General features: G+C 39.5%; 11 protein-coding genes and 3 pseudogenes. All 14 read left to right on the top strand.

Annotated features, from left to right (window positions below):
* Positions 1-70 precede the first annotated feature (70 nt).
* The gene (locus tag OWR28_RS21465) at positions 71-1,570 is read left to right on the top strand and encodes a GH3 auxin-responsive promoter family protein (RefSeq protein ID WP_332388438.1); all 1,500 of its coding nucleotides are present in this window, start codon (positions 71-73) and stop codon (positions 1,568-1,570) included.
* Between the two features lie 69 nt (positions 1,571-1,639).
* Positions 1,640-2,002, top strand: a complete 363-nt coding sequence (locus OWR28_RS21470; protein ID WP_002982820.1) for a hypothetical protein — start codon at positions 1,640-1,642, stop codon at positions 2,000-2,002.
* Positions 2,003-2,094: 92 nt separating this feature from the next.
* The gene (locus OWR28_RS21475; RefSeq protein WP_131437292.1) at positions 2,095-3,330 is read left to right on the top strand and encodes an MFS transporter; all 1,236 of its coding nucleotides are present in this window, start codon (positions 2,095-2,097) and stop codon (positions 3,328-3,330) included.
* 324 nt (positions 3,331-3,654) lie between these two features.
* Positions 3,655-4,239: a hypothetical protein gene (locus tag OWR28_RS21480; RefSeq protein ID WP_332388439.1), complete on the top strand. Its 585-nt coding sequence runs from the start codon at positions 3,655-3,657 to the stop codon at positions 4,237-4,239.
* A 29-nt stretch (positions 4,240-4,268) separates the two neighbouring features.
* Entirely contained in the window at positions 4,269-6,365 is a 2,097-nt protein-coding gene (locus OWR28_RS21485; RefSeq protein WP_332388440.1) for an FIDD domain-containing protein, read from the top strand.
* Between the two features lie 97 nt (positions 6,366-6,462).
* The gene (locus OWR28_RS21490; RefSeq protein ID WP_332388441.1) at positions 6,463-8,610 is read left to right on the top strand and encodes an FIDD domain-containing protein; all 2,148 of its coding nucleotides are present in this window, start codon (positions 6,463-6,465) and stop codon (positions 8,608-8,610) included.
* Between the two features lie 155 nt (positions 8,611-8,765).
* Positions 8,766-10,351, top strand: a pseudogene (gene dnaB / locus OWR28_RS21495) (replicative DNA helicase).
* A 65-nt stretch (positions 10,352-10,416) separates the two neighbouring features.
* Complete coding sequence (gene rnhA / locus OWR28_RS21500) at positions 10,417-10,893, top strand: ribonuclease HI (protein WP_332388442.1); 477 nt, start codon at positions 10,417-10,419, stop codon at positions 10,891-10,893.
* Positions 10,894-11,058: 165 nt separating this feature from the next.
* Positions 11,059-12,489 carry an FIDD domain-containing protein gene (locus OWR28_RS21505; RefSeq protein WP_332388443.1) on the top strand — a complete coding sequence of 477 codons (1,431 nt, stop codon included), beginning with the start codon at positions 11,059-11,061 and terminating at the stop codon, positions 12,487-12,489.
* A 29-nt stretch (positions 12,490-12,518) separates the two neighbouring features.
* On the top strand, positions 12,519-13,316 hold the full coding sequence (locus OWR28_RS21510; protein WP_332388444.1) for a T9SS type B sorting domain-containing protein: 798 nt from the start codon (positions 12,519-12,521) through the stop codon (positions 13,314-13,316).
* Positions 13,317-13,474: 158 nt separating this feature from the next.
* Positions 13,475-15,733 (top strand): FIDD domain-containing protein, encoded by a 2,259-nt coding sequence (locus OWR28_RS21515; RefSeq protein ID WP_332388445.1) that lies wholly within the window; start codon positions 13,475-13,477, stop codon positions 15,731-15,733.
* A 121-nt stretch (positions 15,734-15,854) separates the two neighbouring features.
* Positions 15,855-16,481, top strand: coding sequence for an NAD(P)H-dependent oxidoreductase (locus OWR28_RS21520; protein WP_332388446.1), 627 nt, complete (start codon positions 15,855-15,857; stop codon positions 16,479-16,481).
* Positions 16,482-16,512: 31 nt separating this feature from the next.
* Positions 16,513-18,080 (top strand): annotated as a pseudogene (gene nadB, locus OWR28_RS21525) (L-aspartate oxidase).
* Between the two features lie 11 nt (positions 18,081-18,091).
* A pseudogene (locus tag OWR28_RS21530) lies at positions 18,092-18,325 on the top strand (carboxylating nicotinate-nucleotide diphosphorylase); the annotation flags it as partial.

The raw sequence follows: 18,325 nt of genomic DNA on the forward strand, positions 1-18,325 counted from the left end.
CATCGGTTTTTTTATGTGAGGCTTCATAAAAAATGATTCCAGATTCTCTACTTATTTATAAATTTGACCCATGTTAAACTTCTTCAAGAAAAATGCAGCACTGATCTGGGCAAAGAAACATGTCCGAAAAGCAGAGGATTTCAAAAAAAACGCTGAGAAAGACCAGGAAGATTTACTCCTTTCTCTTGTGAATACGGCTCAAAAAACACTTTTTGGGCGGGAGCATGATTTTGAAAACATCCATACTGTAAAAGAATTTCAGGACAGAGTTCCTGTAGCCGATTATGAAGATCTGAAACCTTATATTGAAAGAGTAAAAAAAGGCCAGGCAAATATTCTCTGGACAGAAACTCCTGAATATTTTGCCAAAACTTCAGGGACAACTTCAGGATCTAAATACATTCCTATTTCCAAAGAAGGAATGCCATTTCAGATTGCCGGTGCGCAAAGTGCTCTTTTCCATTATATCAGCAAAAAAAACAATGCAGATTTTGTAAACGGAAAAATGATTTTTCTTCAGGGCAGCCCTGAACTGGAAGAGGTATTCGGAATAAAGACAGGAAGACTGTCCGGCATTGTAGCGCATCATATTCCCAATTATCTTCAGAAAAACCGTCTGCCAAGCTGGGAAACCAATATCATGGAAGACTGGGAAGCCAAGGTAGACAAAATCATAGAGGAAACGGAACATGAAAATATGACGCTGATCTCCGGAATCCCGCCATGGCTGATAATGTATTTTGAGAAGCTAACCGAAAAACATGGTAAAAAGATCAAACAGCTTTTCCCGAATCTTCAGCTTATTGTCACCGGAGGAGTCAATTACGAGCCTTATCGTGATAAAATGGAAGAACTTTTGGGAGGCAAAGTAGATATCATCCAGACCTTTCCGGCGTCTGAAGGATTCTTTGCTTTTCAGGACGATTATACCAGAGAAGGGCTGCTGCTCCTTACTAATCATGGAATTTTCTATGAATTTATTCCCCTGGAAGAATATGGCAAACCTGAAGCAAGAAGATTAACGTTAAAAGAAATTGAGCTGCATAAAGATTATGCACTGATTCTTACCACCAATTCCGGGTTATGGGCTTACTCCATAGGAGATGTTGTAAGGTTTATCAGCAAAGATCCGTACAGAATTCTGGTAAGTGGAAGAACCAAACATTTCACTTCTGCTTTTGGGGAACACGTAATTGCTTTTGAAGTGGAAGAAGCAATGAAAGCTACCCTTGAAAAATACCCCGCACAGATTACAGAGTTTCATCTTGCACCTCAGGTAAACCCGGCTGAAGGACTTCCTTATCATGAATGGCTGATAGAGTTTGAAAAGGAACCTGAGCATTTGGATGTATTCAGAAATGAGCTTGATCAGCAGCTACGGGCAAGAAATACGTACTATGACGATCTGATTTCGGGAAATATTTTACAGCAACTGCACATCACAAGGCTTAAAAAGAATGCTTTTCATGACTATGCCAAATCCCAGGGAAAATTAGGAGGCCAAAACAAGACTCCAAGATTGGCTAATGACAGGAAGATTGCAGATCTCTTAGAAATTTACAAACTTTAATCATATTTTTTAAATTCCAGAAACGTATATTCGAAAAAAATTATAAATTTGAAAAACTAAAAGAAAATAATGAAAGCATCTGTACTGTTGAAATCATCCTTACTAACGTCTTTATTTGTTATTACATCTTGTGCTACGACAAAATACAGCGAAGATATTTCAAAAAACAATTACTCCAATCTTGAAGCCGGAAAAATTTACAAAGTCACCATGAGAGACGGATCTCCGAAACAGACGATTTTATTCAGAAACGTCGTTGGTGAAAATCTTGTAGGTACAGCGGGTAAAAAAGACAGTACAGAGGTAATTATTCCAAAAGCAAATGTAGCAGCTGTAAAAGACAGAAGAAAGGCCAGAATTGCGGCCGGTGCTACTCTTATCGGCGCTGCAGGTGTTGCTGCAATTGTACTGAGCTCTACCAGAGCCGACTAAAATAGATTTTATCTTTTGGGATATATTTAATATATCTTTTAAAAATCAACATATGAATAGTCCTAAATAAATTTTTAGGGCTATTTTTGTTCATGATTTCCTTTACCCCGTTACAAACATTACAAAATGTTGAGTTCAGAAATCTTCTCACCGGGAGATTTTTTATTGTTTTAGCTTTCAGAATGCTTGCCACTTTATTGGGATGGTGGGTATATCAGTTAACAAAAGATCCTTTTTCCATCGGCCTTATCGGTCTTTCAGAAGTAATTCCTGCCGTAAGCTGCGCGCTGTATGCAGGGCATGTTATCGATATGAATGAGAAAAAGAGACTGCTTCTCATTTGCAACTATGCTTATATTTTTCTGATCGGGCTTCTTCTGATTCCTGCATTTTTTAATGTGGAAATGCATTTTACCGGCCATCAGATCACTTATTTTATTTATGGCGTTATATTTTTTACAGGGATCGCAAGAGCTTTTATCGGCCCTATTGTTCCTTCCATGATTCCAAAAATTGTAAAGAAGGAAAATCTTCCGAATGCAGTAACTCTGAACCAGGCCACGTTCCTGATATCTTCTGTCTGCGGGCATGCTATTGGTGGTGTCCTTATCGGATTTATCGGAGTAAAATGGACCCTGGTTGCTATTTTATCATTAATATTTGTCGCTTCATTATTTTTCTGGCAGCTTCATAAACAGCATTCGGAATACAAAAAAGAAACAGTAAATGTTGTGGAAAGTATGCGTGAAGGAATTTCTTATATCTTTAAAACCAAAGAAATCCTGGGAGCACTATGCCTTGATATGTTTGCCGTCCTTTTTGGAGGGGCAGTGGCTATGATCCCGGTATTTGCCACAGATATTTTAAAGTCAGGAGCGGAAGGCTTCGGATTGCTGAATGCAGCCTCAGATATCGGTTCTATGTGTATCATTACTATTTTATCTATTGTTCCGCTTAGAAAAAACCAAGGAAAGATCCTTCTTGCTGTTGTTACCGGATTCGGGCTTTGCATCATTGGATTTGGCCTGTCCAAAATATACTGGCTGTCTTTTATGTTCCTGGTGATGAGCGGCATGCTGGATGGGATTTCCGTTGTTATCCGCGGCACCATTGTGCAGCTTAAAACGCCTGATCATATAAGAGGCCGTGTTCTGAGTGTGAATTCGATTTTCATCATGTCCAGCAATGAAATGGGACAGTTTGAAAGCGGTCTTATGGCTAAATTACTGGGGGTTGTGCGCTCTGTCGTATTTGGAGGATGTATGACCGTCCTGGTTGCATTGGTAGTGGGAAGCACTAATCCCAAACTGAGGAAAATGCAATATTAATATATTGTTTATCAATTGTTTTAAAATTCTGATATACAAAAAATCAGAATCCGAAATACTTAAAATCAGAATAGAACGTTTTCTATTCTGATTTTTATTTTACAGCTGTTTTTTTTAATCCAATAAAAGAATTCGATCTCAAAAATTCATCAAAACCACCAATATCTTTACGATGTCTGCATAATTCAATCTCAAGAATAAAATACAACATTTAAAACCAATACATTACTTTGATTAAATATATCTCAAAATCTTTAATTTAACGTTAATAATTTTTTATATTTGCTTCATAAACTATCCCCTATGACTAAACTTTTACTAATTATGAGCTTTCTCATTGTAAATTATTGGGCAGAAGCCCAGACTTTCTCTGATAAAGCGTTAACCCAAGCTGTTTTGCAGCTCAACGCTTCCAAAACAGCCAATGATTACGATAATCTTTTCAATAAATTTTCTGGAGCAAAAACGTCAGAAACATGGCAGTCCAGTTATTATGCCGCTGTCGCTTTATATCTTAAGAATGAAACCCTGCTGAAGAAATCAGCCGGAGCAAGCCTTATGGATGACAATGCTTTAGCCAGAAAAATAGCAGCAGGAGCATGGACTGTACAAAGAGACAATGCTGAGATCAACATATTGCTAGGGTTACTATATGTTCAGAAAATTCAGATCGATAGCTCCCAAAGCAGCCAGCCGGACCAGGATATCATCTCTCAAAGTATAGCAAAAGCGGAAGCCAACTCTGTAAACAATCCGAGACTGGCCGTTCTTCAGGCAAAAATCAAAGAAAAATCAGGTGATAAATCCAATGCCGACATTTTATACCGTAAAGCTTTAAGCGAATTCTCCAACCCCTCTTCAGACAGTAAATCTCCAACATGGGGAAAGCAGCTGATACCTTTCCAATAACCTGAAGATAAAAAATTAAAATGATCAACATGAAAAAATATCTACTCGTTTTTCTATTTTTTTTAGCTCAAATGGCTTTTGCACAGCAGGACTGTGCTACTGCCATACCGATATGCAGTGATGCCGCCATTTCTCTCACTCCTAACAGCTGGGGGAATGTAAAAGAAGGTCAGGTAGGCTGTCTGGGCCCTTCCGGAGAGAGTAATTCCATATGGCTTACTTTCAGCATAGAAACAGCCGGAACACTTACTTTTGTAGTAACTCCTACAGGCCCCAATGCCGTAGGTATTGATTATGATTTTGCCCTTTATGGCCCCAATCATAACTGTGCCAATACAACAGCCACTCCATTGAGATGTTCTTATGCTGGTGTTAATATAAGCATCGTCAACCCTACCGGGCTTAATATGACTTCTACGGATACAAGTGAACCATCAACTGGTGATGGTTTTGTAAAATATATTGATGTCCTCCCGGGGCAGGTTTACCATCTTCTTTTGAATAATTATTCTCCGCAAATTGCCCCATTTACGTTAACTTTTGGAGGAACAGCTAAGCTTCTTACTCCGTTTGACCATAATTCGGCACAGGTTTATCAGCCACATCCGTTTTTACAGCCTGGCCCTACGCAGAACGGAGAGATCCCGGTATGCGGAAAAATTGTCAACTATGATTTTTCTACATTTTCCTCCCAGATCTTAAATGGCAACCCTAATTTTGTAGTAAAATATTATGCTTCAGCAACAGATGCATTAGACGATACAAACGCAATTACTGCGCCTACGAACATTAATGTAGCTACCACTTATACTTATGCAATCAGCTATGTTGATCCAAACAGCCCGACCAGCTTCTTAAACCAGTGCAGAGAATATGGACAGATCAAATTTCTTGATAAATCATTCACGCTAAACCCTGCCACACTTACCTCTTGCAGCAACAATAATTCAGGGACTGCAATGTATGATCTATCTACAGCAACTGTAGGAGCTGCTCCTAACCATATATTAAAGTATTATCCTTCTATGTATGATCTTAATAACGGAACCAATGAGATTACCAATCCTTACATGTTTGTTTCGGCAGAAGGGTCAGTTTTTGTAAAAGCAATCAACGAATTTGGATGTACAGCATCTGCAGAAATTACTCTTAAATTCTATCCTCTGGTTACAGCAACAGATGCTTCATTAAGATCTTGTTTTATAGAATCCAACCCGTCCACTGCTTTATTCAATCTTGCAAATGCACCGGTGACAAGCCCTACGGGAACCACTACCAAGAGATATTTCCCGTCACTGACAGATGCAATAGATGCAACAAACGAAATTTTAGGATTCAATAATTATATAGCACCGAATGGATTTGTATATGTTAGAGTATCAGACACACGAGGATGCTATACCGTTGCAAAAATTACCTTAACAGTAATTCCTCCTGTAACATCAAGTGTTCTGAAAGACAAAATCATCTGTATGGAGGACACCACAACTTTAGATGCGGGACCAGGATTCAACAGCTACGAGTGGAGCACAGGAGCTACTACCCAGTCTATCAAAGATGTAGGAGTAGGGGTTTACTGGGTAAAACTGAAAACAGGAGAATGTATCGCAACGCAGAAAGTTACTGTATATCCTTCTGAACAACCTGTCGTAAACGGTGTTGATGTTTCCAATACAACTCTTACAATAAATGTTATCGGAGGAACACCGGATTATCAGTACTCAATGGATAAAATCACATGGCAGAATTCCAATACCTTCACCAATATTGCCAGAGGCACTTATAAAGTATATGTAAAAGATGCTTATGACTGTGAGCCTATTGAAGTGACTGTAGTGGTTCCAAACCTTATCAATATGATTACGCCTAATGGCGACGGTGTGAATGATGTTGTAGATTATTCCGCTATGGCAGACAAACAAAATCTTATTTTGAGTATCTTTGACAGATACGGAACAAAAATCCACCAGGGAGACAAATCAAACGGTTACAAATGGGACGGAACGATTGCAGGGAAAAAGATACCAACAGGTACATACTGGTATTCTGTAACCTGGAATGAGAATGATAAAAAGAACACTCCTTTCAAGTTTTCAGGTTGGATTGTGGTAAAAAACAGAGAATAATCCTTTACATAAAAAGCCGCTTTGGCGGCTTTTTCTTTACAAATAATGATAAAAATTTATTGATTTTATAACTTGTTTAACGAAAATAGTTTTAACAATGAAAAAAATATTACTTCTTTTTATTTTATTGATAGCTCAAATGGCCTATTCACAGTCAGACTGTGTCACAGCAATCCCTATCTGTGGTAACTCTGACATTTCTTATACCCCTTCTGGCCCGGGGAGCATCATAGAAATTCTTAATCAACACGGAGGCTGCCTTAGTACCAATGAAAGATATACTGTTTGGTATACCTTCACTGTGTCTACACCAGGTACACTTGCGTTTACAATAAAACCTAACGACCAGGACGATGATTACGATTTCGCAGTCTATGGCCCTACTACAAACGGCTGTGCTTCTTTACAGGACGCAAATCATGTTTTCATACAGCCAATAAGATGTAATTACAGCGGTACTCCGGGAGACACAGGACTGGATCTTGCTCTTGCTCCCCCTGCAGTATTCCCTACCAACCCTCCTGGTACCACAGCAAGTATGAACAATGGAAAATGGAGTCCTTATATGAACGTACTGGTAGGCCAGACCTATTATCTGGTTATTGACAACTTCAGCAGATCCGTTAATGGTTTTTCTTTAGAATGGACAGGTACGGCAAGCTTAAGTTCTGCATTTAACGATCCTGTACTTTCCCCTAACCCATTTATCACTCCGGGAATTCCGGGAGCGAATCCTAATGATCCAAGCCAGGTGATGGTTTGTTCATTACCAACTCAGTTTGATTTTACAACACTGACGGCATCCATTATTAACGGTAACAGTTCCAACTTCTCCGTTACTTATCACAAAACAACCAACGACGCCCTTACAGGCGCCAACCCTCTTACAGTAACTACTGTAGACGGAACAACAACATACTATTACCGAATTGTATACCACGATCCAAGCAATCCGAATAACCCTATCAACGGATGCTTTATTACCGGGAAGTTCAAGTTTGTCAATGCCGGCATCACAGCCAATTCGGCCACTTTATACTCCTGTAACAACAATGGAGCCGGTACCGCAAAATACAATTTAACAACAGCCAATATATTCGGAGGCTCCGGGGCAACAATTAAATATTATACTACGGTTGCCGATATGAACGCAGATATCAATGAAATTACTGATCCTGCCAACTACGTTTCCGCCGAAACAACCATATATGCAAAAGTTGTTTCCAACTTCGGTTGTATTGCAACTACTACGATCAGATTGTTATTCTATCCAACGGTTGTATTGAAAGATGCTGTACTTCAAAACTGTTATATTGAAAACGATGTTACCCGTTCAACATTTGATCTTTCCAAAGCTGATATCGGGGTAGCTGTTCCAACTCCTACAGGAACTATTATTAAATATTATACCTCGATAGCCGATGCTAAAGCTCAGACAAATCCTATTGTAGGAGCATTAAATTATCTTTCAGAAAGCAAAACGGTATATGTAAGAGTAGACAATGACAAACAATGTTATTCAATTGCCAAGATAGAACTGGTGGTATTACCTCCGGTAAAATCAGCTGTACTAAAAGACAAAACGATTTGTGCAGAGGCCAAAACCACTTTGGATGCAGGACCTGGATTTGTAAGCTACGAATGGAGCACAGGTGAAACGACACAGTCTATCAGCAACGTGGGAGTTGGTGCTTATTGGGTAAAACTTCAGACCGGGAAATGTTTTACACTTCAGGAAGTACGTGTGCACCCAAGCCTTCAGCCGGTAATTTCAGGAATAGAAATTACCAACAACAACATCACTGTAACAGCTACGGGCGGAGTTCCTCCTTACAAATATTCTGTAGATGGTGTTACATGGCAGGATTCCAATATATTCACAGGACTTCCAAGAGGTGAAAATACAATATATGTAAAGGATACTTACAACTGTACTCCTATTCAGGTGACTGTGACGGTTCCTAACCTTATTAACGCCATCACACCAAACGGAGATAATGTAAATGATGTAATCGACTACTCAGCATTAGCATACAAGAAGAACCTTATCTTCATTGTGTATGACAGATATGGAAACAAACTTCATGAAGCTAATAAAATGAGAAACTTTACCTGGGACGGAACAGCCTTCGGTAAGAAAATTCCAACCGGAACTTACTGGTACACGATCTCATGGAATGAAAATGATAAAAACAATACCGAAACCAAATATTCAGGATGGGTATTGGTAAAAAACAGAGAATAAGTTCTCCTAAATCTATTTTATAAAATCACCTCAGTTCTGAGGTGATTTTTTTATCAACAGATTCAAGCTCCTGTTTACAGCATTTTCCGAAAGACTGCTAATAATTTGTTGAATACTATTTTTTAATTATTTTTTAAATAAACTATCTTTGCACCATGGCGCAGAAAGAAACATTATCATCCCTGACACACGGAAACTTTGCAAAAGAATTGTCTATTGCGGATGGAAAAATGCCTCCCAATGCAGTGGACTTTGAAAGACTTGTTATCGGAACTTTTTTGATTGACAAAAAAGGTCTTGATCATTCCATTGACCTCCTTACTCCGGAGGTATTTTATGACCCCAGACATCAGGTCATCTTTTCCACTATCCTGAAACTTTATGAAGGCAACCACCCGGTAGACTTAATGACGATTATTCAGGATTTAAAAAAGAAGATAAGCTGAGTCAGGCAGGTGGAGATCATTACATCATTGACCTTACAATGGGAGTAAGCTCATCTGCTCATATTGAATACCATGTACGTGTTATTCTTGAAAAATATATTTTAAGAAGCCTTATCAACGTTTCTGCCAACGTTATTGATTCTTCCTACAAAGAGTCAACAGATGTTTTTGAACTTCTGGACAAGGCAGAACAATCTTTCTTCGAGATCACTAACGGAACGATTAAGAAGGGATTCGACACTGCCAATTCATTGGTAAAGCAGGCTATTGATACCATTAAATCTTTAAAAGATAAGCAGGGGCTTTCAGGAGTTCCATCAGGTTTCAGAGATGTGGATAAGGAAACCGGTGGATGGCAGAACTCTGACCTCATCATTATTGCAGCCCGTCCGGCGATGGGTAAAACGGCATTTCTTCTTTCCATGGCAAGAAATATTGCTGTAGGCCACAAAATCCCTATGGCGCTGTTCTCTCTCGAGATGGCATCCGTACAGCTTATCACCAGAATGATTGCTTCCGAAACAAGAATCTCCTCAGAGAAGTTAAGAAAAGGAACACTGGATGATGAAGAATGGCAAAGACTGTTCTCCAACGTATCTGAACTGGAAAACGCTCCTTTATATATTGATGAAACTCCTTCCCTTTCGATATTTGATTTCCGTGCGAAGTGCCGAAGACTGGTAATGCAGCATGGCGTAAGGCTTATCATGGTCGACTATCTTCAGCTGATGACTGCCGGAGGAGGCGGTAAAGGAGTCGGAAACCGTGAACAGGAAATCTCCATGATTTCACGTTCATTAAAAGCGATTGCAAAAGAACTTAATGTACCTGTGATTGCTCTTTCCCAGCTTTCAAGAAGTGTGGAAGCCCGTCCGGGGAAAAGACCTCAGCTCTCAGATTTGAGGGAATCCGGAGCGATTGAGCAGGATGCGGATATTGTATCTTTCATCTTCAGACCGGAATATTATAAAATTTCTGTTTGGGATAATGATGAAGAAGGACAGGAGACTTCTACTGAAAACCAGGCTGAGCTTATTATTGCAAAACACAGAAATGGTGCTACGGCAGATGTCAGATTATCATTCCTAAAACATTTTGCAAAATTCGGTGATATAGAAGCAGCATTTGATGGCGGTGCCGGAGGAGGATATCCTTCCAATTTCGGGGAGCCAAGCGGATTTGACAGGATCAAAACTACGATTCAGCCAGGAGCGGCATTTGATCTTCCGGACAGTTCGAAACTTTCGGGGTCATCAATGAATGATTTCGACGATGATGATGACTTTCCGTTTTAAGGAGGGCTAAATTCAAACCAGATCAGTTTAATGTACTGTCAATAAATCAATTTTAAAAAGCAGATTTGAGAATCGAAATTTATACCGATGGGGCTTGCAGCGGAAATCCGGGAAAAGGCGGATACGGAATTCTCATGCGGGTTCCGGAAAAAAATTACCAGAAAACATTTTCAAGAGGTTTTCGGAAAACCACCAACAACAGAATGGAGCTTCTGGCTGTCATCACGGCATTGGAAAAACTGAAATCAACAGAAAATGAGATCCATGTCTACACAGACAGCAAATACGTATCTGATGCGATCAATCAGAACTGGATTGCAGGTTGGATCAAAAGAGGATGGAAAAATGTAAAAAACCCCGACCTCTGGAAAAAATTTGTTGAACTTTACAATAAACACAACCCCAGAATGCACTGGATAAAAGGCCATGCCGGGCACTTTGAAAACGAGCTTTGTGATAAATTAGCGGTTGCAGCAGCCAATTCTTCCGATCTCGAAATTGATACTTATTTTGAGAGCCTGGATAATAATTCCTTATTTTAATTGAATTAATACAAATACGTAATCACTACTATAATATTCACCATTATATCATAATAAGCGATAAATATTTAAAAAATTATTAAAATTTTAGCAAAATTAACATTAAATACATATTAATTGATTGGGATTTAATATCTTTACATATTAAAATAAGTCCCATTATAAATGAATAAAAATCTATTATTGTATTTATCTGTTCTTTTACTCTGTATAGCCGGGAAGTCCTTTGCCCAGACTTATCAGCTTGTCGGAAACCCGGTAACGACTACCGGCTGGACAATGGTTTCTCCCACCCAGGTAAACACAGATTTTATTCAGCTTACTCCGGATACCAACAACCAATCCGGCTCCATCAGGCTGAATGATCCTATCAATTTAAAATATTGTGACAAATGGAGGGTGGAATTTGATTTCAGAATGGATTCCAACCAAACCTCCAACGGAGATGGAATCGCTTTCTGGTATCTTGCCAATCCGCCTGTTGCCAGCGTATTAGGCTCCGGACTTGGAGTTTCTCAGAATGCAGTTGGTCTTATCGTAGGGCTTGATACTTACAACAATACCACTACTGCTACAATGAGCAAGGTTCATGTTGCTTACGGACAGGTTCAAAACACAACAGACTCCAATAACGTTGAATTTTTCAATGTTCCCGGAAGTTCTTTTCACTCACCGGATTTAAATACTACGCAGCCTTTTCAGGGAACTACCTTTAAGCATGTTGAAGTAACAGCACAGGTAGATCCTGCTGCCCCTACCAGCTGGATCATAAAAATAACAATAGACGGTAATGTAATCTGCAATCAGTCTTTTGCCCCCTCCGGAACAGCAGCTGCAATGACTGTCGGATATTTTGGATTTTCAGCGTCTACAGGAGGGGCAAGATCAAGACACTCTATTAAAAATGTAAAAATTTATACGGATAAAGTTCCTATTTTACAGAATTCAGCAACTCAGTCTTTCTGCCCTAATCCCACTACCGGATATGGCTCTGTAAACCTGACTTCATTTAATTCGCAGTTTGTCAGCAATCCTTCCAATTATACATTCACTTACTATCCTTTTGGAAGCTCAACGCCTATTGCGAACCCTGCCAATTATCAGTTTAATGCCAACACAACCGTTACCGTTGTTGTTAAAGATAATGCAGGACTCCTTTGTGATAATCCGGATGGGAAAATATTACTGGTTCTCGCTCCTTTTAAAGCCGAAGACAAAACCATTACGGCATGTAATAACAATAAAGCCGGAACCGCTGCTTTCAACCTGAATACGGCGAATGTCACTGATGTTCCCGGTGTCACTAAAAAATATTATAAAACGTTAGCAGATCTCAATGCCGATAGTAATGAGATTCAAAATCCAACCAATTATATAGCTGCACCGGGAGTTGTTTATGTAAAAGTAACTACCCCTCAGGGATGTACAGGTACGGCAAAAATCACACTGGCATTTTACCCTGACACCCCTGTGAAAGAAGCTACCCTGAGATCTTGTTTCATTGAAAATAATATTAACAGCGCTATTTTTAACCTGACTGCTGCGGATGTGACCACTCTGGGAACAGGGGCCGCAAAAAATATTATACCTCAATAGCAAACGCTTTAGACGGAACCAATGAGATCATGAATCCCCTTCAGTATTTATCAACAAGTACTGCCGTGTATGCAAAAGTAACAGATGCCAACGGATGCTATAATATTGCTAAAATCAACCTTATCGTATTACCTCCTGTAACATCTTCTGTTCTGAAAGACAAAATCATTTGTATTGGTGAAAAAACAGATCTGGATGCAGGTCCCGGATTCGATGGTTATGAATGGAGCACCGGAGCTACAACCTCATCTATTAAGGATGTAGGCGTAGGGCCTTATTGGGTAAAACTTAAAACCGGCAACTGTATTACCACACAGATTGTCAATGTAAAAGCATCTGCAAACCCTGTAATCTCCAGCATCAATATTGACAATAACACAATAACTGTAAATGTAGCTGGCGGAACCCCTCCTTATCAGTTTTCTGTGGACGGAGTTAACTGGCAGACCAGCAATATATTCACAGGCCTTGCAAGAGGAGAGGTAAGAGTTTATGTAAAAGATGTTTATAACTGTACACCTGTTGAAGTTCAGATTACAGTACCTAACCTTATCAATGCCATCACTCCGAACGGCGACAATGTAAACGACTTTATTGACTACTCGGCACTTGCCTACAAGAAAAACCTGCTGTTCATTGTTTATGACAGATATGGCAACAAACTTTATGAGGCAGGGAAAATGAGAAACTTCACATGGGACGGAACTGCTTCCGGTAAAAAAGTCCTCACAGGTACTTACTGGTACACCATCTCATGGAACGAAAACAACAAAGACAATACTGAAACCAAATACTCAGGCTGGGTATTGGTAAAAAACAGAGAATAATTGAACATCTGAAACTACCTCCTTGGGGGTAGTTTCGGTATTAAAAGCAGGCTATATTCAATCCAAAACTGAAACCAGACATTGCTTTCGTTAGCAATATAAACATAAAAAAAAAACAATTTATATCCAAGAACAAATAACATTATAATCCATCCACTATGAAAAAAGATATACTCATTTTATTTTTGACTATCTTACTCTGTCTTCCGGGAAGATTATTTTCACAGACTTACCAATTGACCGGAAACCCTGTAAATACGACCGGCTGGGACCTGGTTTCTGATGCTGTGGTAAGCGGAGATTTTGTAAGGCTTACAAGTGATCAGACCAGCAGATACGGCGCTATAAAACTATCCACTCCAATCACCCTGAGCTACTGTGATAAATGGAAGGTGGAATTCGATTTCAGAATCGATGGAAACGGAACCGCACAGTTTGGAAGAGGAGACGGCTTTACTTTCTGGTATCTTGCCAATCCGCCAACAGGATTCGTTTCAGGAGGAGGACTAGGTATTCCGGCCAATGCTTCAGGGCTTATGGTTGGTTTTGATATCTTCAACAATACAACTGAAGGGCAGATGAGTAAAGTTCATATTCTTTATGGCACCAACAATACAGCGGGTAACAATATTGAGTACAACACGACTCCGGGAAGCACATTCCACTCTCCGGATCTTATTGCAACGCAGCCGTTTGTAGGAGATACTTACAGACACGTTGAAGTAAACGGAGAAACAGACCTTACCAATCCTACCAACTGGATTATCAAAGTAAGAATAAATGGTGTTCTTATTGTAGATCAGTCTTTTGCTCCTTCCGGAGGCGCTGTGGGAATGTCACAGGGATATTTCGGTTTCTCTGCAGCAACCGGAGGCGCCAGCGCAAGACATTCCATTAAAAATGTTAAAGTATTTGTGGATAAAGTTCCTATCTTAAGCAATACCGTAACACCGTTCGTATGTACGAATCCAGCTACTGGAAATGGTGTTGTAGACCTTACTTCTTACAATTCTCAATTTGTAAATAATCCTGGTAACTATATTTTCACTTATTATTTACTGGGAAGCTCTACTCCCATTGCCAATCCTACAAACTTTCAGTATTCAGGAAATACCACAATCAAAGTAGTTGTCAAAGACCCTACTTCTACTCTTTGTGATAACGGCGACGGAGTCATCCAGCTGAATCCTACTCCATTTGCAGCAACAGATGCCAGTCTTACCGGATGTAATAACAACAATGCAGGGACTGCAACCTTTGACCTCAACACAGCTGCCGTAACCACTGTTGCAGGAGTTACCAAGGAATTCTATCCCACTCTATATGATCTGAATAATGGGACGAACCAGATTACAAATCCCTCTGCTTACGCATCTGCAGCAGCAACAATATACGTAAAGGTAACTACTCCTCAGGGCTGTGTAAGTACAGCTAAAATTACATTGAATATTTACCCTGTTGTGGTTGTCAATGATATTGAAATCAAATCGTGTTTTATTGAAAGCAATCCGTCTATGGCATCCTTTAATCTCGTAGGAGCCGTCGTTTCACAGGGTGGACTCACAAAAGAATATTACCCTTCATTGACTGATGCTATCAGTGGAACTAATGCAATCTCCACTCCTGCAGCATACATTGCGCCTAATGGAGTTGCCTATATTAAAGTATTCAGTGCAAACGGCTGCTATTCTATTGCTAAAGTTACGTTAACCGTAATACCGCCTGTTTACTCAACAGCTTTACTTGACAAAACAATTTGTATAGAAAACACAACCACTTTAGATGCAGGAGCAGGTTTCAAAAGCTACGAATGGAGCACAGGAGCTACCACACAGTCTATCAAGAATGTAGGAGTAGGCACTTATTGGGTAAAACTTAAAACAGGCGATTGTATTGTGACACAAAAGGTAACGGTATATCCTTCCGATAATCCCGTTATTACCACGATTGATATCGCAGGAAGCACTGTAACGGTATATGCCAATGGCGGAACTCCTCCGTACCAGTATTCAATGGATAATATCAACTGGCAGGATTCCAATGTCTTTACCAATATTGCAAGAGGAGAGGCAAAAGTATATGTAAGAGATGGCTATAACTGTCTCCCTGTTGAAGTCAATATCACAGTACCTAATCTGATCAATGTAATTACTCCAAATGATGACGGCAAGAATGATTTTATTGATTATTCAGCGCTTGCCAATAAACAGAATCTGGAAATAGCAATTTTCGACAGATATGGTTACAAAATGTTCCAGGCAGATAAAACCAATGGTTACAAATGGACAGGAACCACCAACGGAAGCAAAAAAGTTCCTACAGGAAATTACTGGTATTCTATTTCATGGAATGAAAATAATAAAAACAGTACTCCGATAAAATTCTCAGGCTGGATTGTTGTAAAGAACAGAGAATAATTACACTTTCCAACACATCAAAAGAATCACTCCGCTGGCCGGGGTGATTTTTTGCATTAACGGAAAGGAGATATTTCATTTTAAAGACTCTTTATTCATATTCAATTCTTAAATTTGTCCTATGAATTATTTGGAAGCTTTAAGCAGAAGATATTCTGTAAAAAAATTCAATCATCAGATTATTCCTCAGGAAACTCTTCACAACATTCTTGAGTCAGGAAAGCTGTCTGCCAGTTCACTGGGACTTCAGCCCTATAAGATTATCGTTGTTGAGAGTGAGGAGATGAAACAGAAACTGATTCCTGCCTTCTATAATCCATCACAGATTTCCACCTGTTCTCATCTTATTGCTATTATTTCAAAGAAAACGATTGAAGAGAATTATATCCGTGGTTATTTTAATCATATTTCTGAAGTACGGGACACTCCCATTGAAAAACTGGATCCCTTCAGAAACAGCATTAATCAGCATATCAACCAGAAAACACATGATGAAATTTTCAACTGGGCGGAAAAGCAGTCCTATATAGTATTGGCCAATCTTATGTATGCCGCTGCTATTGAAAATATAGACTCATGTCCCATGGAAGGCTTCCGCCAGGATCTTATAGAAGAAATTCTGGATATCAATCCTGAAACAGAAAAAGTAACCGTTACCCTCGCTTTAGGCTACCGTTCTGAAGAAGACCATTTCCAGCACATGAAAAAAGTAAGAAAACCAAACGAAAAATTGTTTAAATTTATTTAATATTTTAAACGATTGTACCTAAAGCCAGCATATGATAAAAGCGGATGTATTAGTAATCGGTTCCGGCATTTCCGGACTTTCCTATGCCATTAAAGTTTCTGAACAGCTCCCTGATGCCAAAATCATTATTGTAACCAAGTCTGACGAGGACGAAAGCAACACCAAATATGCACAGGGCGGTCTCGCTGTCGTTACAGATTTTCAGAATGACAATTTCCAAAAGCATATTGATGATACAATGCGTGCCGGCGACGGAGAAAACAAACGCGATGTCGTGGAAATGGTAGTAAGAGAAGCTCCGGCGAGATTTAATGAAATTGTTGAATGGGGTGCACAGTTTGATATGAAGAACGGCAAATTCGCTTTAGGAAGAGAAGGAGGCCATACTGAAAACAGAATCGTCCATCATAAAGATATCACAGGTTTTGAAATCGAAAGAGCTCTTTGAAACAGCCAATAACAGCCCGAATATTGAAATTTTGGATCATCACTATGTCATTGACATCATTACACAGCACCATGTCCCGGGAAAAGAACTTAATGAAGGTGACATCCACTGTTATGGCGCTTACATTCTGGATGAAAAATCCAAAACCATCAAAAAATTACTTCTAAAATAACACTGGCAGCCACAGGAGGTGCCGGACATGTTTATAAAAACACCACCAATCCTACGATTGCAACAGGAGACGGAATTGCCTTTGTAGCCCGTGCCAAAGGAAAGGTTTCCAATATGCAGTACTACCAGTTCCATCCAACAGCCTTATACAGCAAAATGGACGGAATGCTGTTTTTAATTTCAGAAGCAGTACGTGGAGACGGGGCCAAATTAAGAACCAAAAAGGTGAAAAGTTCATGCATAAATATGATGAACGTGAAGAGTTGGCATCCAGAGACATTGTTGCAAGAGCCATTGACGCTGAAATGAAAATTACCGGCGATGAATTTGTTGGCCTGGATTGCAAGGAAATGAACCATGAAAAATTCTTAGAACATTTCCCTAATATTTATAAAAAATGCAAAGACGAAGGAATTGATCCATTCACTCAGCTGATTCCTGTTGTTCCCGCCTGTCACTATTTGATGGGGGGCATTGAAGTAGACAGGGACGGGCAGTCTTCCATCAGAAACCTTTTTGCCGTAGGAGAATGCACCAACTCAGGACTTCATGGCGCCAACAGACTTGCTTCAAATTCACTTCTTGAAGGTTTGGTTTTCGGCCACAATGCTGCTATGAAAACTGTAGATCTCCTGAATGAAAACAACTTCAACTTCGATGATCTGAAAGCCGTTCCTGAATGGAATGAAGAAGGAATGAAAATTATGGATGAAATGGTCATTATCAGTTATCTGAGAAAACAGCTTCAGGAAATGATGAGTGATCTGGTAGGTATTGTAAGGAGCAACCGACGTTTGAATATGGCTCTGCAAAAACACCAGGAGATTGCCGCTGCCGTTGATGAAATATACCACTACTCTATACTTTCCCCGCAATTGTCAGAATTAAGAAACTTAACAACCGTTGCACACCTCATTATTACCCAATCTATGGAAATGAAGGAGAATAAGGGAGCATTTTATAATAAAGATTTAGCCTAAAGCAAAACATAATGAAAAGACCAAGCTACGTTACAGATAAAACATTAAAGACATTTATAAAAAACGCTCTTGAAGAGGATATTCAGGATGGAGATCACTCTACCCTGTCTACTATTCCACAGGATCTTGTACAGAGTGCAAAGCTTTTGGTAAAACAGGACTGTATTCTTGCAGGTGTTGAGCTGGCAGAAATCATTTTCCACACTTTTGACAAAAACCTAAAGGTTGAAGTTTTTATTACAGAC

It is taken from the genome of Chryseobacterium sp. 1B4 (assembly GCF_036631475.1).
Classification (GTDB): domain Bacteria; phylum Bacteroidota; class Bacteroidia; order Flavobacteriales; family Weeksellaceae; genus Chryseobacterium.